The 22305-nt window shown below is 39.5% G+C and carries 18 protein-coding genes; 15 read left to right on the top strand and 3 right to left on the bottom strand.

Annotation, left to right across the window (positions count from 1 at the left end):
• Nucleotides 1-62 precede the first annotated feature (62 nt).
• The 5 genes from mscL to tsaB all read left to right on the top strand — a co-directional run bounded on the left by mscL (nucleotide 63) and on the right by tsaB (nucleotide 2163).
• The gene (gene mscL, locus FAZ19_RS22730) at nucleotides 63-470 is read left to right on the top strand and encodes a large-conductance mechanosensitive channel protein MscL (protein WP_136823073.1); all 408 of its coding nucleotides are present in this window, start codon (nucleotides 63-65) and stop codon (nucleotides 468-470) included.
• A 146-nt stretch (nucleotides 471-616) separates the two neighbouring features.
• Nucleotides 617-775 (top strand): 50S ribosomal protein L34, encoded by a 159-nt coding sequence (gene rpmH, locus FAZ19_RS22725; RefSeq protein WP_136823072.1) that lies wholly within the window; start codon nucleotides 617-619, stop codon nucleotides 773-775.
• Between the two features lie 65 nt (nucleotides 776-840).
• The gene (locus FAZ19_RS22720; protein WP_136823071.1) at nucleotides 841-1230 is read left to right on the top strand and encodes a ribonuclease P protein component; all 390 of its coding nucleotides are present in this window, start codon (nucleotides 841-843) and stop codon (nucleotides 1228-1230) included.
• Nucleotides 1214-1465: a membrane protein insertion efficiency factor YidD gene (yidD, locus tag FAZ19_RS22715; protein WP_136823070.1), complete on the top strand. Its 252-nt coding sequence runs from the start codon at nucleotides 1214-1216 to the stop codon at nucleotides 1463-1465. Before FAZ19_RS22720 ends, yidD begins: the two co-directional genes overlap by 17 nt.
• A 5-nt stretch (nucleotides 1466-1470) precedes the next feature.
• Complete coding sequence (gene tsaB / locus FAZ19_RS22710; protein ID WP_136823069.1) at nucleotides 1471-2163, top strand: tRNA (adenosine(37)-N6)-threonylcarbamoyltransferase complex dimerization subunit type 1 TsaB; 693 nt, start codon at nucleotides 1471-1473, stop codon at nucleotides 2161-2163.
• On the opposite strand, the gene FAZ19_RS22705 is transcribed toward tsaB, so the two are convergent.
• Both FAZ19_RS22705 and FAZ19_RS22700 read right to left on the bottom strand, forming a co-directional pair.
• Entirely contained in the window at nucleotides 2160-3065 is a 906-nt protein-coding gene (locus tag FAZ19_RS22705; protein ID WP_136823068.1) for a CorA family divalent cation transporter, read from the bottom strand. The genes tsaB and FAZ19_RS22705 overlap by 4 nt on opposite strands.
• 108 nt (nucleotides 3066-3173) lie before the next feature.
• Nucleotides 3174-3791 carry an OmpH family outer membrane protein gene (locus FAZ19_RS22700; protein ID WP_136823067.1) on the bottom strand — a complete coding sequence of 206 codons (618 nt, stop codon included), beginning with the start codon at nucleotides 3789-3791 and terminating at the stop codon, nucleotides 3174-3176.
• 184 nt (nucleotides 3792-3975) lie between these two features.
• On the opposite strand from FAZ19_RS22700, the gene gyrB reads away from it, so the two are divergent.
• From gyrB to FAZ19_RS22670, 6 genes are all read left to right on the top strand, one after another.
• Entirely contained in the window at nucleotides 3976-5934 is a 1959-nt protein-coding gene (gene gyrB, locus FAZ19_RS22695; protein ID WP_136823066.1) for a DNA topoisomerase (ATP-hydrolyzing) subunit B, read from the top strand.
• A 157-nt stretch (nucleotides 5935-6091) separates the two neighbouring features.
• Entirely contained in the window at nucleotides 6092-6892 is an 801-nt protein-coding gene (locus FAZ19_RS22690; protein ID WP_136823065.1) for a PorV/PorQ family protein, read from the top strand.
• A complete protein-coding gene (locus FAZ19_RS22685) occupies nucleotides 6882-8927 on the top strand; it encodes a helix-hairpin-helix domain-containing protein (RefSeq protein ID WP_136823064.1) in 2046 nt (681 codons plus the stop codon). Before FAZ19_RS22690 ends, FAZ19_RS22685 begins: the two co-directional genes overlap by 11 nt.
• Nucleotides 8915-11014, top strand: coding sequence for a ComEC/Rec2 family competence protein (locus FAZ19_RS22680; protein WP_136823063.1), 2100 nt, complete (start codon nucleotides 8915-8917; stop codon nucleotides 11012-11014). The genes FAZ19_RS22685 and FAZ19_RS22680 overlap by 13 nt, the downstream gene beginning before the upstream one ends.
• Before the next feature lie 3 nt (nucleotides 11015-11017).
• Nucleotides 11018-12916: a RecQ family ATP-dependent DNA helicase gene (locus FAZ19_RS22675; RefSeq protein ID WP_136823062.1), complete on the top strand. Its 1899-nt coding sequence runs from the start codon at nucleotides 11018-11020 to the stop codon at nucleotides 12914-12916.
• Between the two features lie 93 nt (nucleotides 12917-13009).
• The gene (locus FAZ19_RS22670) at nucleotides 13010-15238 is read left to right on the top strand and encodes a sodium-translocating pyrophosphatase (RefSeq protein WP_136823061.1); all 2229 of its coding nucleotides are present in this window, start codon (nucleotides 13010-13012) and stop codon (nucleotides 15236-15238) included.
• 124 nt (nucleotides 15239-15362) lie between these two features.
• Here FAZ19_RS22670 and FAZ19_RS22665 read toward each other — a convergent pair whose 3' ends face one another.
• Nucleotides 15363-16244 (bottom strand): LysR family transcriptional regulator, encoded by an 882-nt coding sequence (locus tag FAZ19_RS22665; protein ID WP_136823060.1) that lies wholly within the window; start codon nucleotides 16242-16244, stop codon nucleotides 15363-15365.
• 77 nt (nucleotides 16245-16321) lie between these two features.
• On the opposite strand from FAZ19_RS22665, the gene hutH reads away from it, so the two are divergent.
• The 4 genes from hutH to hutG are packed head-to-tail and all read left to right on the top strand — an operon-like array spanning nucleotide 16322 to nucleotide 22139.
• Nucleotides 16322-17890 carry a histidine ammonia-lyase gene (gene hutH / locus FAZ19_RS22660; protein WP_136823059.1) on the top strand — a complete coding sequence of 523 codons (1569 nt, stop codon included), beginning with the start codon at nucleotides 16322-16324 and terminating at the stop codon, nucleotides 17888-17890.
• Between the two features lie 2 nt (nucleotides 17891-17892).
• Complete coding sequence (gene hutI / locus FAZ19_RS22655) at nucleotides 17893-19143, top strand: imidazolonepropionase (protein WP_136823058.1); 1251 nt, start codon at nucleotides 17893-17895, stop codon at nucleotides 19141-19143.
• 6 nt (nucleotides 19144-19149) lie between these two features.
• Complete coding sequence (locus FAZ19_RS22650; RefSeq protein ID WP_136823057.1) at nucleotides 19150-21162, top strand: urocanate hydratase; 2013 nt, start codon at nucleotides 19150-19152, stop codon at nucleotides 21160-21162.
• Nucleotides 21162-22139 carry a formimidoylglutamase gene (hutG, locus tag FAZ19_RS22645; RefSeq protein ID WP_136823056.1) on the top strand — a complete coding sequence of 326 codons (978 nt, stop codon included), beginning with the start codon at nucleotides 21162-21164 and terminating at the stop codon, nucleotides 22137-22139. The genes FAZ19_RS22650 and hutG overlap by 1 nt, the downstream gene beginning before the upstream one ends.
• Nucleotides 22140-22305: the final 166 nt, after the last annotated feature.

Raw genomic sequence — 22305 nt, 5'->3', positions numbered from 1 at the left:
TTATATAATCTAATATTGAATGACTATTTTTGTAAAGGTAAAAAATTTAATGTTAATTTATTATGAGCTTCTTGAAAGAATTTAAAGAATTTGCTATGCGCGGCAGCGTCGTTGATTTGGCTGTCGGTGTGGTGATTGGTGGTGCATTCGGTAAGATAGTTACCTCCTTAGTAAATGATATCATAATGCCTCCTATTGGTTATTTGACTGGAGGTGTGGATTTTGCTAGTTTGAAATATGTATTGAAAGATGCTAATGAAGCTGCAGGTACGGAAGAAGTGGCTGTTGGCTACGGTAATTTCGTTAATGTTATTATACAGTTTTTAATTGTTGCGTTTTGTATATTCTTGGTCATTAAGGGGATAAATTCTCTAAAACGGAAAGAGATTGAAGCTCCTCCAGTTGCACCAACTCCATCTAAAGAGGAAGTGTTGTTGACAGAGATACGGGATTTATTAAGGGATAAATAGAGTCCAGAATAATGTAGAGAAAGTTCAGTTAATTTATTGCTCGCTTTTTGTTTTATTATTTGTTAGTTTCTAAAATAAACACTACTTTTGCATTCCTGTTAGGGGATAACATTGGTAATAATTATTAAAAAAACATATTAAGCGTCATGAAAAGAACATTTCAGCCTTCGCAAAGAAAAAGAAGAAATAAACACGGATTTAGGGAGCGTATGAGCTCAGCTAACGGAAGAAGAGTATTGGCTTCTCGTAGAGCTAAAGGCAGAAAACGTCTTAGTGTTTCTGACGAATCTCGTCACAAAAGATAATAAAATATCTTTATCAATATGCCGGTGACTTTAACGGTGCCTATCGGTCAAAAATAGTCATCAAAATGATAAAAAATACTTTTAAAAAAGAAGAGCGATTATGTAGTAAAAGATCTATTGATAGTCTTTTTCATAATGGTTCTTCTTTTGTTGTATATCCTTTTCGTGTTGTTTTTTTAAAAACGGAGCTGACGCCAGCTTTCCCTGTGCAAATCATATTATCGGTGCCTAAACGTCGATTTAAGCACGCGGTTTCGAGAAATAGAATAAAGCGTAAAATGCGTGAATGTTATCGTTTGCAAAAAAGTACCGCCTTACTTCCCACAATATCTAAAAATCCCATAAATTTATTGTTAGCAATACAATATGTTGCAAAGGAGGAATTGGCATCTCAGGTTATGTTTTCAAAAATGCAGGTTGCTTTAGCTAAGATAGTAGATGAAATTTCTCGATGATACGTTGAAGCTAATTAGCAAGGTTATACAATGGTTTTTTCTCGTAGTAATCCGTTTTTATCAATTGGCTATTTCTCCATTTTTAGGCGCAAGTTGTCGTTATACACCTACATGTTCGCAATACGGAAAAGAAGCTATTTTGAAATATGGCCCCTTTAAAGGAGGGTGGCTAGCTATTAAGCGCATCGCACGTTGTCATCCTTGGGGAGGTCACGGCCATGATCCAATTCCTTGAAATTTATGAAGTTGAAGCAATATATTATTCAAATAGATACCGCTACCGAAGTTTGTTCGGTTTCGATTAATAGAGAAGGTATAATGTTAGATCATATTCAAAGTGATGAACCGAACATGCATGCATCTCGACTGACTGTCTATGTAGAACAACTATTGTCGCGTAACAGTCTTCAATTTTCTGATATCGCTGCCATAGCAGTAAGTATGGGACCTGGATCGTATACAGGATTACGTATAGGTGTATCTACAGCAAAAGGTCTCTGTTATGCGTTAGATATTCCATTGATCGGGATCAATACATTAGAGAGTATGTATAATGGACTTAGCAGAGAAGTAAAATTAAACGCAGATTCGTTGTATTTGCCTATGATAGACGCCAGGCGTATGGAGGTGTACACCATGGTATTTAATGCAGAGGGTAAACAGGTTCTTCCTACGCAGGCTAAGATAATAGACGAATTCTCTTTTACGGAATTTCAGGAAAAAAAAGTTTTTTTGTTCGGTTCGGGTGCCGGTAAATTTAAGGAACTATTTGATGTTAATCCGCAAGTGAATATTATTTCAACATTTCAGCATTCTTCCGGCCATATGAGTACATTAGCCTGGCAACGATTCACAACGCAGGAGTTCGAGAATTTAATTTATTTTGAGCCGTATTATCTAAAGGAATTCGTGGCGTCTGTACCCAAACGCTAAAGCCAATCTTTTCTTTTGAACCACACATATATCAATATGGATAATCCCAGCATAGCGAGCAGCACTGCAGGATAGCCGTAGTACCATTCTAATTCCGGCATATTTCTAAAATTCATCCCATAGACACCAACTATAAATGTGAGTGGCATAAAGAACACCGAAATGATGGTGAGTGTACGCATAATCTCGTTGGTATGATTTGATTCTATATTAAAGTAAACTGATAATAGCTGCGCAATATTTTCGCCTGTATTTCTATATAAAGTATTTGTACGTGTAAATAAATCTCTTAAATCTTGTGTATAGATGTTCTGATACTGTGGCATGTGAAAATAATCTACTATATCTTTATACAACGTTAGTATAATTCGAATCACATCTATTTGCCGCTTAATAAAGTACAGCTTTTTCAGAAATAATTTACGGCGTCGATGTAGGAATACAATCTCTTCATAGTAGTCTAATTTAGCAGCCAATTGGTCCAGAACAAGTTTTTCAAAAGTCATCAATGCTTCTGACACTAACGAATTCACCAGGCTTTTGCTAGACGCCAGTTTTTTATCACTTTTGTCTTTTGATTTAGTTTTTTCTAAATATTCAATATCATTTCGGTGTACCGTGATGATGAAATTTTCGCTATAAAAGATAGAAACTCGCTCGGTAATTTCGGTTAGCTTATCAGATTCTTGTTTATAAATAGATGGAATGGAGCGAAGAATTAAAAAATGATAATTGTCGAATTCTTCTATTTTGGGAAGATGGCCTACTTCAAGACAGTCTTTTATCGACACATCTTTCAGACCATACTTTTCTTTTAACGCTATAAAATCTTCCCGTTTCGGATTGGTAATATCTACCCATTCGAATTGATGTTCAGGTACTGATAATATTATTGCAACCATATGCAGTTCATTTGTTATTCAATTTAAGCACAAAGCGTCATATTAACAAATGGACATAAAAAAAGGTGGTTCTTTATAAAGAGAACCACCTTTTTAACATCATTATTCTTATTTTTTCTCAGTGGGTTTTTTCGTTTTGTACTCTTTGTTCAGCGCGTCAATAACCTCATTTGTTATTTCTAATTTAGAGTCAGCAAACAGTACGGTGGGGTTTGATTTAGAATAAGTAAGGACTAAGGTGTAGCCGTTGTCTGCAGCATGTTTCTTTAAATATTCAGTAATCGAATTATAAACATTATTGAACTCTGTCGCTTCATCCTGTGCGATAGCGCTAGAAGCGTTTTGGTCTAGTCGACCTAATTCATCTTGTTTACGTGCTAATTTTTCCTCTGTGGCCTGACGGTCTGAAGCACTCATGGTCGCGGCTTTTTGCTGATAATCCGCCACTTCTCTCTGGAAGGCTTGTCCTTTTGATTGTAAATCGGATTGAGCCTTTTTTACTTTAGATTCAAGTTTTGCGCGGATATCCTTGAAATATTCATATTTTTCTGATAGTGAATCCGAGTTTATATATACGATTTTTTCCTCGGTTTGTTGGGAGCCAACTGAAGTTGAATCATTTGCCTTTGTTGAAGTCGGTTTTGTTCCTTGATTGCAAGATGAAGCGGAAGCTACAATAATTAATCCTAGCGCTACTTTTGCGAAATTTGATAGTAATTTATTCATTCTATTATTGATTTTCAGTTTGAATAGCAAACCTACTATAAAAAAATCAAAAAATCATTTTTCGGTGTTTAAAAGTCGAAAAATTATGGTTTTATTAACGTATTTTAAGACTTCAAAAGCTTGATTAATTCCTTAATTTTTTGTATTTTTGGGAGTTAAGAAATTCTGATTTTAAAATAATTCCATGAGTGAAGAAAATAAGAATGCATCTTCGTATTCTGCTGATAATATCCAGGTATTAGAAGGTTTAGAGGCAGTGCGTAAGCGTCCATCCATGTATATTGGTGATACCGGCGTAAAAGGTTTGCACCATTTGGTTTATGAAGTGGTTGATAATTCTATAGATGAGGCTGTTGCGGGTTATTGTGATGATATCTTGGTTACCATCCATAAGGACAACTCCGTTTCTGTAAAAGATAATGGCCGGGGTATTCCTACTGGAATAAATAAAAAAGAAAATAAGTCTGCACTTGAGTTGGTAATGACGATATTGCATGCCGGTGGTAAATTTGATAAAGATACCTATAAAGTATCCGGTGGTCTGCACGGGGTTGGTGTATCTTGTGTTAATGCATTGTCTGTTCATTTGAAGGCCGAAGTACACCGAGAGGGCAAGGTTTATAATCAAGAATACGAGCGGGGTAAACCGATGTATGATGTTAAAGAGGTTGGCTCCTCCGAAAAAAGAGGAACGATTATAACGTTTAAACCAGACGCGGAAATATTTACCCAAACCACGGTATATAATTATGATACTCTTGCTAATCGTTTGCGTGAATTATCTTTCTTAAATAAAGGAATAACGTTGTCCCTTGTAGATGAACGCGAGCCAAATGAGGATGGCACCGAAAAAAAGGAGGTCTTTCATTCGGAGGGTGGTCTGCAGGAATTTGTTAAGTTTTTAGACGGTAATCGTACTTCGCTTATCCCCACACCAATTTATGTTGAAGGGATAAAACAGGGCATTCCTGTTGAACTCTCTCTTCAATATAATGATACCTATACAGAGAATGTCCATTCGTATGTAAACAATATCAACACGATTGAAGGAGGTTCACACGTAGCAGGTTTCCGTCGCGGATTGACTCGTACGTTAAAGAAGTATGCAGATGATTCAGGACTTTTAAAGAATCTTAAAATTGAGATAACTGGAGATGACTTTAGAGAAGGACTTACAGCAGTTATTTCTGTGAAAGTAGCGGAGCCGCAATTTGAAGGTCAAACAAAAACTAAATTAGGTAATTCCGAGGTAATGGGTGCGGTAGATGTCACTGTAGGTGAGATTTTAAGTGCTTATTTGGAAGAAAACCCGCGTGAGGCAAGAATTATTGTTCAAAAGGTAGTCGTAGCTGCTCAAGCTCGAGCTGCAGCTCGTAAGGCACGCGAGATGGTTCAGCGTAAGACGGTGATGGGTGGTTCAGGTTTACCTGGTAAACTTGCCGACTGTTCGAGCAATGATCCCGTAAAATGCGAGATTTTCTTCGTAGAGGGTGATTCTGCAGGAGGTACAGCAAAACAAGGTCGTGATCGTCATTATCAAGCTATTATGCCATTAAGGGGTAAGATTCTCAATGTGGAGAAGGCAATGGAGCATAAGATCTATGAGAATGAAGAGATTAAAAATATGTTTACAGCATTAGGTGTATCTGTCGGTACGGAGGAGGATCCTAAAGCATTGAATATTGCAAAACTTCGGTACCATAGAATTATTATCATGACGGATGCCGATGTCGACGGTAGTCATATTGCCACCCTGATCTTGACGTTTTATTTCAGGTATATGCGCGAACTTATCGAACGCGGATATGTATATATTGCAACTCCTCCTCTTTATTTGGTCAAGAAAGGAAAGGATTCAGAATATGCTTGGACCGAAGATCAACGTCTTGCTGCTATACATCGTATAAAAGGTAATGGAAAAGAAGATAGCGTACATGTACAACGCTACAAGGGTTTAGGGGAGATGAATGCAGAGCAATTGTGGGATACTACGATGAATCCAGAACATAGAACACTGCGACAAGTCACTATTGACAATGCCGCTGAATGCGATCGTGTATTCTCTATGTTGATGGGCGACGAAGTGGCGCCAAGACGTGAGTTTATTGAGAAAAATGCACGATACGCTAAAATAGATATATAATATTTACAATTTATAGTGAGAAGAGCTAGATTTTTAATCTGGCTCTTTTTTTTTGCCCTATTAGACTGTTTTGCAGATAAATGTATAATATTTTCAACCCGTTTTGAAATATTAAAATATTTTTGCTAAATTTAGGTTTACCAATTACTTAAATTATATGTTTACAAGGGTAATCTTACTATTGCTAATATCAGGTCATCTACACGCACAGTCCTTTAACGCTGCTCCTTTTTTAGGCATGGGAAATACTGGATTGGCGAGCCAATCTCTATATAGTGTAGGTCTTAATCCGGCGGGTATCGCACCATTAGCTAGTGCTAGCATCGCAATCGCCTATCAGCAGCATTTTCTTTCGTCCGAAATCCAATCTCAAGCAGCCTATCTGAATATCCCTATCGGATTTTTAGGTGGAATAGGATTAGGTGTTAATAGCTATGGTATAGCGGGAGTATCTACTTTATCAACAGTTCGGGGAGTTTACGCGCGGCGATTCGGAAACCTGTTTTTTTCTGCTGTAGGACTAAATTATCACCAGTATTATGTTAAGAACTATGGAAATGATTTTACATTTTCTGTCGATTTGGGGTTTCAAGTGGGCATAACGCCAGATCTATTTTTGGGTGCACTCTTTCGGAATATAACCTCTTCCCAATATCAGGAAGATGTAGAACAGCGAATACCGTGTGAGGTTGGTTTAGGAATGAACTATAGCATATCGGATCAATTGAGTCTGGCTTCAGATATCTATTATGATTCTCAGAGTAAAATTAACTACAGGGCGGGACTTTCGTATTCCTTCGATTATAGATTCAAAATTAGAACTGGAGCAGCATCCAATCCGATGCAATATTTCGCCGGATTAGGATTGGTTTTAAATAAAATTCAAATTGATATGGCTTCTTCTTTTCATCCTAAACTTGGTACATCTCCTCAAATTAGCATCGCTTATGATTTTTAGAACATTTGCATATTTTCTCGTATTCTCAAATTTTTCGTTTCAGGCCTTGGCTCAACAAGAAGAGGTAGAGGAGTTACTCATGGAGCAGCTGAGTGATGACTTGGGGGAAAACGACGATTTGAGTGAATTAACGGAGAAACTGGCTTACTATACGCGACATCCGTTAGATCTTAATAAAGCAGATCGAAATGATCTGAATAATTTGATTTTTCTGTCTCCGCAACAAATAGAAAATCTGCTTGTCCACCGTAGTATATCTGGAAAATTTGTTTCTATTCGTGAGCTACAAGGGATTCCCGGATTCGATTTACAGACTATCCAACGTATTCAACCTTTTGTGACCGTCCTAGAGCAAACTGCATTGGAAGAGTTTACGTTTAGACGATTAATTAACGTTAGTGAGCACATGCTTATGATGCGCTATGGACGAGTTATCGAGAAGCAGGCTGGATATTTTATTCAAGATTCTTCTCGTTCGAGGTATTTTGGGAATCCTGATCGTTATGCAGTCCGCTACAGGATGAATTTCGAAAATAAAATAAGGCTCGCTTTGAATATGGAAAAGGATGCTGGAGAACCATTTTTCAATAAAAAGCAGAAGTATGGATTTGACTTCTATTCGGGACATATCACGTTGAACGATATTAGCAGAAATGTCAAGCAAATTGTAGTAGGAGATTATGGGTTGCAGTTTGGACAAGGATTGGTTACATGGAATGGCTTGAGTTTTGGAAAAGGCGCTTGGATAGGGAGTGCGGCGCGTCAAGGTGTCGGACTCAAACCTTATTCTTCGATGAACGAAAGTAATTTTCAGCGGGGTATCTCCGCCAAGTTGGCGGTTAAGGATTTTGAAATTACACCTTTCGTGGCCTACAATTCTCTTTCGGGTAATTTAATCGAAGATGTTACAGGAAAACACATTACTACAATAAATTACAGTGGCTTACATCGCACTCCAACTGAGCTTGATTACCGTAATACGATAAGGCAGTTTGTTTCAGGTATGAATGTTACCTACCATTTTAAACGCTTCAAAGCAGGAGTCACTTATATGCACACTTCCTTTAATGGCCGCATTACGAAAGGTGACGGTATGCGAGAACAGTTTGACTTTGAAGGAAGGAGCTTAGATCAGGTAGGCATACACTATCATTATACGTATCAAAATACATATATGTATGGTGAAACGGCGTATAGTTTCAGAGGCGGGTTTGCAGCGAATAACGGAATTATCTCTAGTCTTCACCCTAAGGTGTCGGCGATTGTGAATTATAGATATTATCAACGGAACTACCATCAATTTTTCGCTCAATCCTTGGGTGAGACGTCCCGAGTTAGTAACGAAGAAGGGATATATGCAGGGGTTATTTATCATCCATCTCGTGTAATAGAGTGGGTCAACTATGTTGATTTTTTTCGGTTCCCATGGTTGCGTTTCCGTGCAGACGCGCCGAGCAGTGGCACTGATTTTCTAAGTCAGTTCACTTACAACTGGTATAAAATAGGTAAAGTTTCTATGCGATATCGACACAGATTCAAACAAGAAAATTTGGATTTAGTTGGCCGTAATGAGAACCTACTCGCGGATGTGATTCGTAATCAAATACGCACTGAGTTTCAATATAAATTAAATCGGATATGGACCGTGAGGACGAGGGGAGAAGTGGTTTTATACGAAAAAGAAAGAGACGAAAAAAGTTCAGGTTGGATAGCCTATCAAGATGTATTTTGGAAAGGCCGGAGCAATAAATTAAATGCCAATATCCGATTTGCCTACTTTCACACCGAATCCTATAATTCCCGGATTTATTCTTATGAAAATGATGTTTTATATGCCTCTAGCTTTCCAATGTATTATGGTAAAGGTATTCGTACTTATCTAAATATTAGATGGCGGATTAGGAAGGATGTAGATGTATGGGGGAGATATTCCCTAACTAAATATCGGGATCGAGAGATTGTGGGGTCAGCATTAGATCGTATAGAAGGTAACCGTAAATCTGATTTTAAAGTTCAGCTTAGATGGCAATGGTAAAACGGCAGATTGTAGATTTTTCGATCCAGAAAATACCATTTTTAAGGCTCGTGATACCTTATTGTATTGGAATCGCTTGCAGCCAAATGTTTTTTTGGAATGCTATACGATATACCTTTTTGTATTCTATATTAATTTCCGTTATAGCTTGTTTCATAATGGCCTTTTTCTTCCGGAAACAAAGAATTTTTAGAGGCGTGTATTTTTTTATGTTCTATAGTTTTTCATTTCTAATAGGCGTCTGGCAAATTGTCCGGGAACTTCCGAATTTGAAAGAAACACACTTCAGTCGGTACACAAGTTCACAACTGGAAGGTATTATCATTGATGAGCCAGTCGTTAAGCAGAAAACGATTCGCTTTCCGTTGTCCGTCACGAACCTGATAGAGGAGGGTAAGTATGTAGCGTCCGAAGGTAAGATAATGGTAACAGTGTTGCGGGATTCGTCTCTTGACCAATCATTTAATTATGGCGATCACGTTGCTATTTCAAATACTTTTGATTCCCTCGCGCCACCTTATAACCCGGAAGAGTTCAATTATAAGGCATATTTACAAAATAGGAATATTTGGCATCAATCATTATTAGAAGGTGGGGATTATGTGATGTTGGGTGAGCGATCTGGGAATAAAATCCTCTCTTTTGCATTAGCCCTAAGGGAAAAGTTAGTCTCGAAGTTTAGGGTGTTTATTAAACATGAAGAAGCTTATCATGTGGCTATAGCACTGATCTTTGGTTCTAGATCACAACTAGATGCTGCAACGTTAGATGCGTTTACGAATACTGGTACTATCCATGTTTTGAGTGTTTCGGGGCTTCATGTAGGGTTGGTGTTTGGTTTCTTGACTGTCTGTTTGGGTTGGATTGACCGATTTCCTTACGGGCGATTTATACGTTGTTTTATAATTTTGTTATGCGTGTGGGCTTATGTAATTCTTACCGGTATGGCACCACCAATTTTGCGAGCCGGGATCATGATTACGTTCTTCTTGTTTTCTGTCGGCTCGGGACGAAGACAAAACGGATTGAATACGCTTGCTGCTTCTGCGTTTTTTATCCTTCTCTTTCAACCTAAATATTTATTTGATGTCGGTTTCCAGCTTTCTTACTTGGCAATCACAGGTATTCTAATTTTTCACCCTATATTGAAGAGGCTATATAAACCGCGGTCTAAATACCTAAGTTGGGTAGTCGAATACAGCTATGTTTCCCTTGCTGCTCAACTATTCACCCTGCCAGCTGTATTGTATTATTTTGGACAATTCCCTACTTATTTTTTATTCGCCAACCTTTTTATTGCCTTACCCAGTACAATCATTATGTATTTAGGTTTAGGATTGTCTTTGATTCCTTTTCACGAGATAAATAGCTGTTTAGGCGAGATTTTAGCGTATGTTATTCGTTTCTCACTATACGGTTTAAAATGGTTCGACTCATTACCTGTAGCAGCTGTAAAAGGCATAAGCTGGGCACCCTTAGAAGTATTACTCGCTTTTTTGATGCTAATCTTTCTGATTTATGCGCTTAATTATAGAAATAAACAAGCATTCAAGGTGCTCTGCATGATGTTATTTATGTTGTCCATTTTGACTTCTTTTCAGGCAATGGAAAAAATGACTTACAAAGGGATTGCAGTATACAATCTGCGTTCGGCTTTAGGAGTAGCTACAATACATAATGGTAATGTTGCCTTATTCTCCAGTTTAGACTCTTTAAATCATCCCACACTTAGATACAGTGTGTTGCCTCACCTTCGGCAATACGCCAGGGAAGAAGAAATAAAATTCTACACCATTCCTCCCACTCAGCGAAATAATTATATGTTATCTCTTGGAAGTAAGAAAATTCTAGTTTTAGAAAAAAAGTTAAACGAAATTGATTTAAAAGGAATTGACGTTGTTTTATGGCGAAAAAACAACTATAATGTAATATCGGAAGTGAAATCGCAAACATATCCTTCGCTTTTTCTTTTTGATGGAAGTAATTCGGATAAAACACTGTCTAAAATTAAGTTAGAACTAGTTGAAAATATCAATTCAAGTTATTTCTTAAAAAATAATTTTGCTTATGTTTGGGAGGAGCAATAGCGTATGGAACAGAATATTCTTTCGGTACTAAAGCAATACTGGGGGTTTGATAAATTCAGACCTTTACAGGAGGATATTGTTCAGTCTGTTTTACAAGGAAGAGATACGCTCGCCCTGATGCCGACCGGTGGCGGCAAGTCGATCTGCTTCCAAGTTCCTGCGATGATGAAAGAAGGTATTTGTATCGTCATCAGTCCGCTAATTGCGTTGATGAAAGATCAGGTTGAACATTTACGCGGAAGAGGAATCGAAGCCCTTGCGATTTTTTCAGGAATGTCTTATCGAGAGGTTGATATTGCATTGGATAACTGTGTTTTTGGAAACATTAAATTTCTCTATTTAGCACCAGAACGCCTATACTCTGAGTTGGTAAGGGAGCGAATTAGGTATATGAAAGTCAACCTATTTGCAATAGATGAAGCCCATTGTATTTCGCAATGGGGATATGATTTTAGACCATCTTATTTACAATTAAATCAATTACGTGACTTACATCCCACTGTCCCCATTTTGGCACTTACCGCGACAGCAACATCCCGTGTAATAAAGGATATACAAGCACAACTTCATTTTAAAGTCCCCAATGTATTAAGCAAAAGCTTTGCAAGGCCTAATCTGGGCTATATGGCGTTTGAAGAAGAGGATAAAATGGGGCGTATGCTTCGAATTATCAAGAAGATGGGGGGCAGTGGGGTCGTGTATGTGCGAAATAGGCGCGAAACACAGGAAGTAGCGCGAGTATTGGTTAATCATGGTGTGCCTGCAGACTATTACCACGCAGGTTTGGCTCTTAAGGATAGAGCACAAAAGCAAAATGCATGGATGTCAAACAAAACTCGTGTAATTGTAGCAACCAATGCTTTTGGGATGGGAATCGATAAATCCGACGTACGTTTTGTAATTCATTTGGATATTCCAGATTCCTTGGAGGCGTATTATCAAGAAGCCGGAAGAGCCGGTCGAGACGATAAAAAAGCGTTTCCAGTCATGCTCTATCGACAAGATGATCGTGATCGATTGTGGACTACGTTAACATCTAGTTTCCCCGCAATTTCTTTTATTCAAAAGGTATATCATTGTTTAGGTAATTATTATCAGATTGCTTATGGAGCTGGGAGTGGTGCGACCTTCGATTTCGATATTGTCGATTTCTGCAAAAAATATGAAACAGACCTTTTGCAGACAATCAGTGCACTAAAATTTTTGGAAAGAGACGGGTGGTTGGCGGTTTCTGAAGCAGTATATATACCTTCTCGCTTTAAATTTGAAGTAGATTACCAAGAGTTATATAAGTTTCAAGTTCAATCTGCTAAGTACGATTCACTGATAAAAGTTATTTTACGAACATATGGAGGGGTCTTCGATTTATATGTTCCTATTAATGAGTTTGAATTTGCTAAAAAGCTAGGTATTCCTTTCGATGTTGTAGTAGAATTGCTTATTGGATTAGAAAAGCAACAGATAAGTTCGTATATTAAAAGTACGGATAAACCTCAGCTCCAATTTTTACAAAGTCGGGTAGATTATAAGAACCTCTACATTGATATTGATTTTATTCAGGAACGGAAGCAAATCAAAGAAGAACAACTGAAAGCAATTTATTATTACTTGGATACAAAAGAATGCCGAAGTATAGCTTTGTTACACTACTTTGGAGAAGAAAATGCCGAACCGTGTGGAGAATGCGATTTGTGCTTGGTACGAAAGCACAAAGAAGGACAAACGGGAAAAATCCGTCAAGAAATTCGAGTACTACTTATAGAAAAAGCACTGCTTCTACACGAATTAATCGACAACATCTCTATCGGAAGAGAAAATGACAAGATCAAAATCCTCAGAGAACTCATCGAAGAAGACGAAGTAAGAGTAGAAGAGGAAATGTATTATTGGATAGGAAGATAACGACTTTAGAATATATTCAAAAAGAATTTGTTAAAGCATTTTATTTCTCCCAGATTTTTTAATAGCTTTAACTAATAACCAAATAAACTTTGTATGGAAAACTATATTATTTATTTACCCGCAGTTTTAGCTGTTTTGGGACTTATTTATATGATGACGAAAGCGACGTGGGTCAGCAGACAAGATGCCGGAGACGCTCGTATGCAGACTATAGCTAAAAGTATTCAAGAGGGCGCACTCGCTTTTTTAAAAGCAGAGTACCGTATTCTTTTGATTTTTGTTGCTATTGCCTCCATAGCGCTCTTCATAGTGTCTACGTTGGTAGATACCACGCACTGGATTATTGTTGTAGCGTTTATATTTGGTGCTTTTTTTTCGGCGCTAGCCGGAAATATAGGTATGCGCATTGCAACCAAAAGTAATGTCCGCACGACCCAAGCTGCGAGAACCAGCCTGCCTCAAGCATTGAAAGTGTCTTTTTCTGGAGGGACTGTAATGGGATTAGGCGTGGCGGGACTAGCGGTGCTCGGATTAAGTATTTTCTTTTTACTTTTCTTAAAAATGTTTCTCACCGAAGGTGGAAATTTTTATGGTGAGATGACGGTCGTTTTAGAAGCTCTTGCCGGGTTTTCGTTGGGAGCAGAGTCTATCGCGTTGTTCGCACGCGTTGGAGGTGGTATATATACCAAAGCCGCCGATGTCGGAGCAGATTTGGTAGGTAAGGTTGAAGCGGGTATACCAGAAGATGATCCACGTAATCCTGCAACCATTGCTGATAATGTCGGAGATAACGTGGGCGATGTAGCTGGAATGGGTGCAGATTTATTTGGTTCTTATGTCGCTACCGTATTAGCTTCTATGGTATTGGGCAATTATATTATAAAAGATATGAGTGAAGCAACGGGCATAGCATATACCGACGCTTTTCAAGGTATGGGCCCCATCCTTCTACCAATTGTGATAGCGGGGGTGGGAATCTTAGCATCTATCATCGGAACATTTTTCGTGAAAATAGCAAATAATGATGCGAAAGAGGCTCAGGTACAGAAAGCATTAAATACAGGCAATTGGGTAGCGATTTTTTTAACGATTGTGGCTTGCTTTTGCCTTATTACTTATATGTTGCCAGAAACGATTCAGATGAAATTTTTTGGCGAGGGATACAAAGATGTGCCACGGATGAATATATTTTACGCTACCCTTGTGGGACTGGCAGTAGGCGGATTGATCTCCGCATTCACCGAGTATTATACAGGATTAGGAAAAAAGCCTGTTTTGAATATTGTTCGAAATTCTTCTACCGGTGCAGGAACCAATATCATCGCTGGATTGGCTACAGGAATGATGTCAACATTTTCTTCCGTTTTATTATTCGCCTTTGCAATTTGGGGATCCTATTCCTTAGCTGGTTTCTATGGTGTAGCTATCGCTGCATCCGCGATGATGGCCACTACAGCCATGCAGTTGGCGATAGATGCATTTGGCCCTATTGCCGATAATGCAGGGGGAATCGCCGAAATGAGTGAGCTACCGAAAGAGGTTCGCCAGCGTACTGATGTATTAGATTCTGTAGGAAATACAACAGCTGCCGTAGGAAAGGGATTTGCGATAGCGTCAGCAGCGTTGACGGCACTTGCATTATTCGCGGCTTACGTAACATTTACTGGCATTGACGGAATTAACATTTTTAAAGCGGATGTGTTGGCGGCATTATTTATAGGTGGAATGATTCCTGTTGTTTTTTCGGCATTGGCGATGCAGTCCGTGGGTAAGGCTGCAATGGATATGGTGAATGAAGTACGCCGTCAATTCAGGGAGATTCCGGGAATATTGGAAGGGACAGGACAGCCCGAATATGGTAAATGTGTAGAGATATCAACCAAAGCTGCGTTACGGGAGATGATGTTGCCAGGCGCCATGACGATCATCACGCCAATAATTGTTGGCTTTGTGATGGGGGCCGAGGCGTTAGGAGCGTATATGGCAGGGGTAGCCGTCTCAGGTGTGCTGTGGGCTATTTTCCAGAATAACGCCGGAGGTGCTTGGGACAATGCAAAGAAATCTTTTGAAGCGGGGGTAGAAATAAACGGAGAAATGACTTATAAAGGCTCCGAAGCACACAAAGCTGCGGTGACAGGAGACACCGTGGGTGACCCGTTTAAAGATACATCAGGCCCTTCTATGAATATTTTAATTAAATTAACTTGTTTAGTAGGCTTAGTTATAGCGCCGCTTCTAGGTAATCATACGGTACAACTCACGAAGCAAAAGAAAGCGACGCATAAAATAGTTCGGGTAGAAAAAGTTAATGATATTAAGTAAATTAAATATAGAGAAACACGACGCGCAAGTATTCCATGCGTGTCGTGTTTCTTAACAGTGTAATACAAATCTCGAAATTATATGTCAATTGCTAAAAATAGTGGGCCTTCATAGAGGCGCAAAATTATTCCAATGCTTCTAAAAAGAGTGGTATCCCAACGTTTCTATTTGTTTCATTCCAAGCTAATGATAGTGTGGTCCGTTGTGGAATGGTATCGAGTTCAATAAATTTGACGGCTATTTCATATCCTTTTTTCAGCGAGGTCGGTACAATAGCCACACCTAAACCTTGGGCCACCAGGCTAAATATACTCAACGCATTCACCGATCTTAAAGCGACATTGGGTGCGAAGCTATGGTCTTTAAATATACTCATCACCAGATCATAATACGTTGAGCTGTATTCTTTAGAAAAAAGAATAAACGATTCATTTTTGAATGCTTCCAGTGAGGTGAAATTATCGCTTTGGATAGGATAGTTGTTGGGAACTACCAAGCTAAAGTGTTCGGTTAGCAATGGTTTTAGTTGCAGGTTTGTGGGATTACTATTTATTCTGATGAAACCAAATTCGAGTTCATTTTTAGACAATAGATCCAATTGTATTTCGTTGGAGAGTTCTTGCAAGGTAATATCCATTAAAGGAAATAGTTGTTTTATTTTCAGTAATATATCAGGCAAAACTCCTTGTACTGCCGAACCGATAAAGCCTATTCGTAGTGAAGCTTGCTTGCCCTCGCCTATTTTTATAAGCTGCTCCTCCATCTGCCGCACCTGTTGTAGAATTGCACTTACTTCCGCCTTCATATATTGTCCGGCTTCGGTTAGCCGAACAAAGCGCTTCCCTCTATCAAATAACTTGACTTGATAAATGTCTTCCAGCTGTTTTATTTGACGTGTAAGTCCCGGCTGTGAAATAAACAATCTTTCCGCTGCCTTACGAAAATGTAATTCTTCTGCTAGTGTCTGGAAATATATAAGGTGTCTTAATTCTATCTGATAATTCATGGTTATCAATTGTTGATAAAAATGGTATTACTAATTATCAAATATAGCAGGTAAATTTGAATTAAACAGTACAAACGATGAACACATTTAAATACGGTAAGGATACAATGACCAGTTCGTTGGCATTAGCTATTGGACATGGTAAAGTTAAAGGTATATTGATAGATGCAACGAGACAAGAAATAAATCAAAGTACAGCGTATGTCCAAGAAATTGTTGATGCAGGTAAAGTTGTATATGGAATCAATACCGGATTCGGACCGCTATGTACAACACTTATCGATACATATGATACGCGAAAACTGCAAGAAAATATTTTAAAGAGCCATGCAGTGGGAGTTGGAGAGCCTATCGATAAAGAACTTTCTAAATTGATGTTGATCCTGAAGGTGCATGCTTTGGCAAAAGGGTTTTCTGGTGTACAATTGAGTACGCTCGAACGCATTATTTGGCACATTGAACACGACGTAATTCCCGTAGTACCCAAACAGGGCTCTGTGGGGGCATCAGGTGATTTGGCTCCGTTATCACATCTCTTTTTGCCATTAATTGGTTTAGGAAAAGTGTTTTTTGAAGGCGAAGTGGTCGACGTATCCTCCGTACTAGAATCATTTGGCATAGCACCTATAACACTAGGTGCTAAGGAAGGTCTGGCGCTCATCAATGGAACACAGTTTATGGCAGCCCATGGCGTAAGGGCTGTCGTAGATATGAATAGATTGATGAATAATGCAGATTTAATTGCTACACTCATGCTCGAGGGGCTGAACGGCTCAATAAAACCATTCTATCCCGAACTGCACCAATTGCGGCCTTATAAAGGAAACACGTATGTCGCTTCTACGATTTATAACCTGTTGAAAGGATCTGACATATTAGAGTCCCACAAAAATTGTACACGGGTTCAAGACCCTTACTCACTGCGATGTATACCTCAGATACATGGTGCTTCTAGAAATGCCTGGCTACATTTCAAGGAGATTGTAGAAACTGAAATCAATTCCGTCACCGACAATCCCGTTATTGTTAATAGCCAATTGACAATAAGTGGCGGGAATTTTCATGGACAGCCTCTAGCACTACCTTTAGATTATGCTACATTGGCGGTTTCAGAGTTGGGCAATGTTTCGGATCGACGGGTCTATTTGTCGCTCGAAGGCCAAACAAACGGTGTCCCACGCTTATTAATGAAGGCAACGGGACTTAATTCAGGTTTTATGATCTTGCAATATACTACGGCAGCACTAGCAAGTGAAAACAAGGGTCTATGTTTCCCTGCTAGTGCCGATAGTATTCCGACATCGATGGGGCAAGAAGATCATGTGAGTATGGGATCCATTTCGGGACGAAAGTTGTTACAGGTGATCGATAACGTAGAAAAGATATTGAGTATTGAATTGCTATGCGCATCGCAGGCAAAAGACTATCATTACCCCCTTCAGTCTACTCCGATAATCGAGGCTATTCATCAACACATTCGTAAGCATATACCACATATAGAAGAGGATCAATCCATGCAAGAACTTTTAGATGTGGCTTTACAGATGATAAAGTCTGGAACGCTTATCGATATAGCTAAGGATGCTGCTACCTCGCACAATGTGGGTGTATTTGGCAATGGAGTTGAATATTTTGAACATTTTTAAGAATGAAACAAAAGGAGATATTAATAGGGCCCTTTAAGCAATTGTTGACCATGCGTAATCTACCAGATAAAGGAGCGCTGTTGGACAGCCAATTGGAGATCGTTGAACATGCTGGAATTTGGATAAGGGGTAATAAGATTAAGGAGATTGCAAAATTTGACGATTTAACGTTAGTCATTCCAAAAAATATACAAGTTCATAAGTTGAAAAAAGACTGTTTAGCCCTGCCTTCTTATATAGATTGCCATACGCATATTGCTTTTGGAGGTGATCGTGCTAACGATTTTGCGATGCGTAATGGAGGTAGCTCTTATTTAGAAATTGCGGAATCAGGGGGGGGGATTTGGAATACAGTAATGCATACCAGAAACTGTCATTTGCAGCATTTAGTGGATGCAACGATGGCGAGATCCAGTGAATTAATTAAGCAAGGTGTGACAACGGTGGAAGTAAAGAGCGGCTATGGTCTCAGTGTCGAGGAAGAGCTAAAAACTTTGCGCGCGATAGCATTGGCCAATAAGCAAAGCAAGGCTGATTTAATTGCAACTTGTTTAGCAGCCCATATGCTTCCCAAAGACTATATCGGTAAGGCCGAAGATTACCTGGTGGACATCGTTGAACGGTTATTCCCGCTGTTGATAGCGGAAGGCTTGACAAATCGAATCGATGCATTTGTTGAACGAAGTGCGTTTACAGCACAGCAGATACGACCCTATTTTACGGAAGCACAAAATATGGGTTTCGATATCACGGTACATGCCGATCAGTTCAGCCCATCAGGGTCACAAATCGCTGTAGACTTTAATGCTGTTTCGGCAGATCATCTAGAAGCGTCTACAGATCGTGAAATAGCGCTTTTGGCCAAGTCAAATGTAGTTGCCGTAGCATTACCCGCGGCTTCGTTGGGTCTTGGTTGCGCATTTGCTCCTGCTCGAAAATTGTTGGACGCAGGAGCCAGTTTGGCAATTGCAACAGATTGGAACCCTGGGTCAGCGCCTATGGGACAGCTGATCGCGTCTGCAAGCTTTTTGGCTACAATGCAAAAGTTAACAAATGCTGAGGTGCTTGCCGCGGTAACATTTCGGGCAGCAAAAGCCCTGAATTTAAGCGATAGAGGGCGCCTAGTACCAGGATTATTGGCTGACTTCGTAATCTATGAAGCAGATAATTATCAACATATAACCTATCGACAGGGGGCATTGCAGCCGACAGCCGTGTGGAAAAATGGAGAAGAGGTATTCAATAGAAATTAATAGCAGATGACACTATTTCAAAAAGCGATAATTAATGGGATTCCACAGGAGTTCCCTCCTGCAGCAAAATATGCTATGGACGTTAGTCATGCCCCAAAACGAAAAGCTATTTTGACAAAAGAAGAAGAAAAGCTGGCAGTTTGTAATGCTTTGCGCTATTTTCCAAAGGAATGGCATCTTGAATTGGCTGCCGAATTTCTGAGTGAGTTAACGCAGTACGGTCGCATTTATATGTATCGCTTTCGGCCAACATATGATATGTACGCACGGCCTATTCAAGCGTATCCTGCCCGGTGTAAACAAGCAGCGGCCATTATGCTGATGATCCAGAATAACTTAGATCCAGCAGTCGCCCAGCATCCGCATGAGTTGATTACGTATGGAGGGAATGGTGCTGTATTCCAAAACTGGGCGCAATACCTGTTAACAATGCAATACCTGGCAAATATGACCGAAGAACAAACGCTTCATATGTATAGTGGGCATCCAATGGGTTTGTTTCCATCATCTATAGATGCACCAAGAGTAGTGGTGACCAATGGGATGATGGTTCCTAATTATTCGCAGCCAGACGATTGGGAGCGATTTAATGCATTAGGTGTCACGCAATATGGTCAGATGACTGCGGGATCGTACATGTATATTGGCCCCCAAGGCATTGTTCATGGTACGACAATAACAGTGATGAATGCTTTCCGGAAATTATTGGGTAAGAATGGTAGTGCCCGGGGAAAGGTATTTGTGACGTCGGGATTAGGGGGAATGAGTGGAGCACAACCTAAAGCTGGAAATATCGCCGGTTGTATTACCGTGTGTGCAGAGATCAATCCAGTAGCAGCCCATAAACGTTATGAACAAGGTTGGGTCGACGAGCTAATAGAAGATATGCAAGCATTAGTAGAACGGGTAAGATTAGCTATAATAAAGGAGGAAATACGCTCGATTGCTTACATTGGAAACGTTGTCGATGTATGGGAAGAGTTTTATAAGCAAGGTATTTCAGTTTCTATTGGTTCTGATCAGACTTCCTTGCACAATCCCTGGTCGGGAGGATATTATCCAGTCGGTTTGTCTTTCGAAGAATCAAATCATCAGATGGCAAACCAACCAGAAAAATTTAAGGAGTATGTAAAACGCTCCTTAATTCGACAGGCGGATGCGATCAATAAGCATACTGCCCGCGGAACGTATTTTTTTGATTATGGAAATGCATTTTTATTAGCATGTAGTAGGGTGGGTGCGGATGTGATTGCCCCCGATGGTATTCATTTTAAATACCCCTCATACGTACAAGATATCCTCGGCCCATTGTGTTTTGACTATGGGTTTGGACCATTTAGGTGGGTGTGCACTTCGGGCGATCCTGAAGATTTACGTAAAACAGATCAAATTGCATTGGATGTCCTATTAGATCTCCAAGAAGGGGCTTCAGATAATGTTTTTCAACAGTTGGAAGATAATATAAAGTGGATAAAAGAAGCCCATCAAAATCATTTAGTAGTTGGTTCGCAAGCGCGCATATTGTATGCCGACGCATTGGGGAGAATACGTATCGCTCAGGAATTTAATAAGGCGGTTCGAGAAGGTATATTATCTGACCCCATCGTATTGGGACGTGATCACCATGACGTGAGCGGAACCGACTCGCCTTTTCGAGAAACCAGTAATATATACGATGGTAGTCGTTTTACGGCCGATATGGCAATACATAATGTACTTGGTGACAGTTTCAGAGGAGCTACCTGGGTATCCATACACAATGGAGGTGGAGTAGGTTGGGGTGAGGTGGTTAATGGAGGTTTTGGAATGGTTTTGGATGGTACTAAAGAATCAGATGTCAAATTGCAACAGATGTTGTTCTTTGATGTAAATAATGGCATTGCTAGACGAGCTTGGGCGAGAAATCCGGAAGCTCAACGAGCTCTTGAAACGGAATTAGCCCGCAGTCCACAATTAAATGTAACGCGAGCAATTGAAGTTGACGATATGCTAATTGACAACCTTTTTAACGAAGTGTAATGAATACCTTTGAAAGCCCACTCTATAGAATACCGAATGTGAGTTTCTGGATCGGCCGTGAAGACGGCGAGCATCCAGATTTTTTACGCTGGCATCAAGTTATAGAAAATATTGATCTTCGAAATAAACTTGATTTCTCTAGGGCGGTGGTTTTTATAGGTTTCTGCTGTGACGAAGGCGTACGCCGAAACATGGGTCGTGTCGGAGCGGTAGAAGGATCAAGCTCTTTACGTAAAATCCTAGCAGGCCTTCCAGTTCATTTTTCTCCTGAAAATCTCCGTCTAATAGATGCTGGCGATATCATCTGCGAGCATGGCGATTTGGAAAACGCACAAGCGGCCTTGAGTAAGGCTGTATCGACTATTATAGATAGTGGAGGTTTCCCAATTGTCTTAGGTGGTGGGCATGAAGTCATGTATGGACATTTTTGCGGTATCAAAAAGAGTACAAACCAATCCGTGGGCATTATCAATATTGATGCACATCTCGATATCCGTCAACCGTTGGAAGGGCAAGGAAGCTCGGGAACAGGTTTTTATCAAATAGCCCACGACCTTGCAGAGGAGAATATAGAATTTCATTACCTTGCAATAGGTGTACAACAGATTAGTAATACAAAAGCACTTTTCGATTATGCGGAGAAAAAAGGCGTACAGATCATAGAAGCTCAGGAAATTTATGAAGCGAATGTAGAGCAAATAACAAGAGCAGTAAAGCAATTTGGAAAAAAGGTAGATGTGATTTATTTAACGATAGATATCGATGCTTTCGCTGCACCATATGCGCCGGGAGTGAGTGCGTTAGCTTTTAATGGCATAGTTCCAGATCATGTTTTCCATAAAATTTACGCCACGATAATAGCCCTCCCCAATTTGGTAAGTATGGATCTAGCTGAACTAAATCCCACCCATGATATTGATAATCGAACAGCTCGTTTAGGAGCTGATTTAATTTTCAGAGTTATCCAAAAATTTTAATACTGGAATTCCGTAACAACACCATTAGCCGACATCAAATAGCCATTGAGGTTCTTGATAGCCATTGAACCCAGTTAAAACGAGCTCATTGGAACCTCTCAAAATAAACGATCATCAATAACAAAACTTTCATGATCCATTGAATCACCAACAGGCATGAAAGTTC

The organism is Sphingobacterium alkalisoli (assembly GCF_005049105.1).
In the GTDB taxonomy this organism is placed as follows: Bacteria; Bacteroidota; Bacteroidia; order Sphingobacteriales; family Sphingobacteriaceae; genus Sphingobacterium; species Sphingobacterium alkalisoli.
The sequence above is the reverse complement of the archived record's forward strand: the minus strand, read 5'-3'. Positions and strand labels throughout refer to the sequence as shown.

Coding starts and splice junctions, on each gene's coding strand:
- mscL (WP_136823073.1), top strand. CDS start 63: ATGAGCTTCTTGAAAGAATTTAAAGAATTTGCTATGCGCGGCAGCGTC.
- rpmH (WP_136823072.1), top strand. CDS start 617: ATGAAAAGAACATTTCAGCCTTCGCAAAGAAAAAGAAGAAATAAACAC.
- FAZ19_RS22720 (WP_136823071.1), top strand. CDS start 841: ATGATAAAAAATACTTTTAAAAAAGAAGAGCGATTATGTAGTAAAAGA.
- yidD (WP_136823070.1), top strand. CDS start 1,214: ATGAAATTTCTCGATGATACGTTGAAGCTAATTAGCAAGGTTATACAA.
- tsaB (WP_136823069.1), top strand. CDS start 1,471: ATGAAGTTGAAGCAATATATTATTCAAATAGATACCGCTACCGAAGTT.
- FAZ19_RS22705 (WP_136823068.1), bottom strand. CDS start 3,065: ATGGTTGCAATAATATTATCAGTACCTGAACATCAATTCGAATGGGTA.
- FAZ19_RS22700 (WP_136823067.1), bottom strand. CDS start 3,791: ATGAATAAATTACTATCAAATTTCGCAAAAGTAGCGCTAGGATTAATT.
- gyrB (WP_136823066.1), top strand. CDS start 3,976: ATGAGTGAAGAAAATAAGAATGCATCTTCGTATTCTGCTGATAATATC.
- FAZ19_RS22690 (WP_136823065.1), top strand. CDS start 6,092: ATGTTTACAAGGGTAATCTTACTATTGCTAATATCAGGTCATCTACAC.
- FAZ19_RS22685 (WP_136823064.1), top strand. CDS start 6,882: ATGATTTTTAGAACATTTGCATATTTTCTCGTATTCTCAAATTTTTCG.
- FAZ19_RS22680 (WP_136823063.1), top strand. CDS start 8,915: ATGGCAATGGTAAAACGGCAGATTGTAGATTTTTCGATCCAGAAAATA.
- FAZ19_RS22675 (WP_136823062.1), top strand. CDS start 11,018: ATGGAACAGAATATTCTTTCGGTACTAAAGCAATACTGGGGGTTTGAT.
- FAZ19_RS22670 (WP_136823061.1), top strand. CDS start 13,010: ATGGAAAACTATATTATTTATTTACCCGCAGTTTTAGCTGTTTTGGGA.
- FAZ19_RS22665 (WP_136823060.1), bottom strand. CDS start 16,244: ATGAATTATCAGATAGAATTAAGACACCTTATATATTTCCAGACACTA.
- hutH (WP_136823059.1), top strand. CDS start 16,322: ATGAACACATTTAAATACGGTAAGGATACAATGACCAGTTCGTTGGCA.
- hutI (WP_136823058.1), top strand. CDS start 17,893: ATGAAACAAAAGGAGATATTAATAGGGCCCTTTAAGCAATTGTTGACC.
- FAZ19_RS22650 (WP_136823057.1), top strand. CDS start 19,150: ATGACACTATTTCAAAAAGCGATAATTAATGGGATTCCACAGGAGTTC.
- hutG (WP_136823056.1), top strand. CDS start 21,162: ATGAATACCTTTGAAAGCCCACTCTATAGAATACCGAATGTGAGTTTC.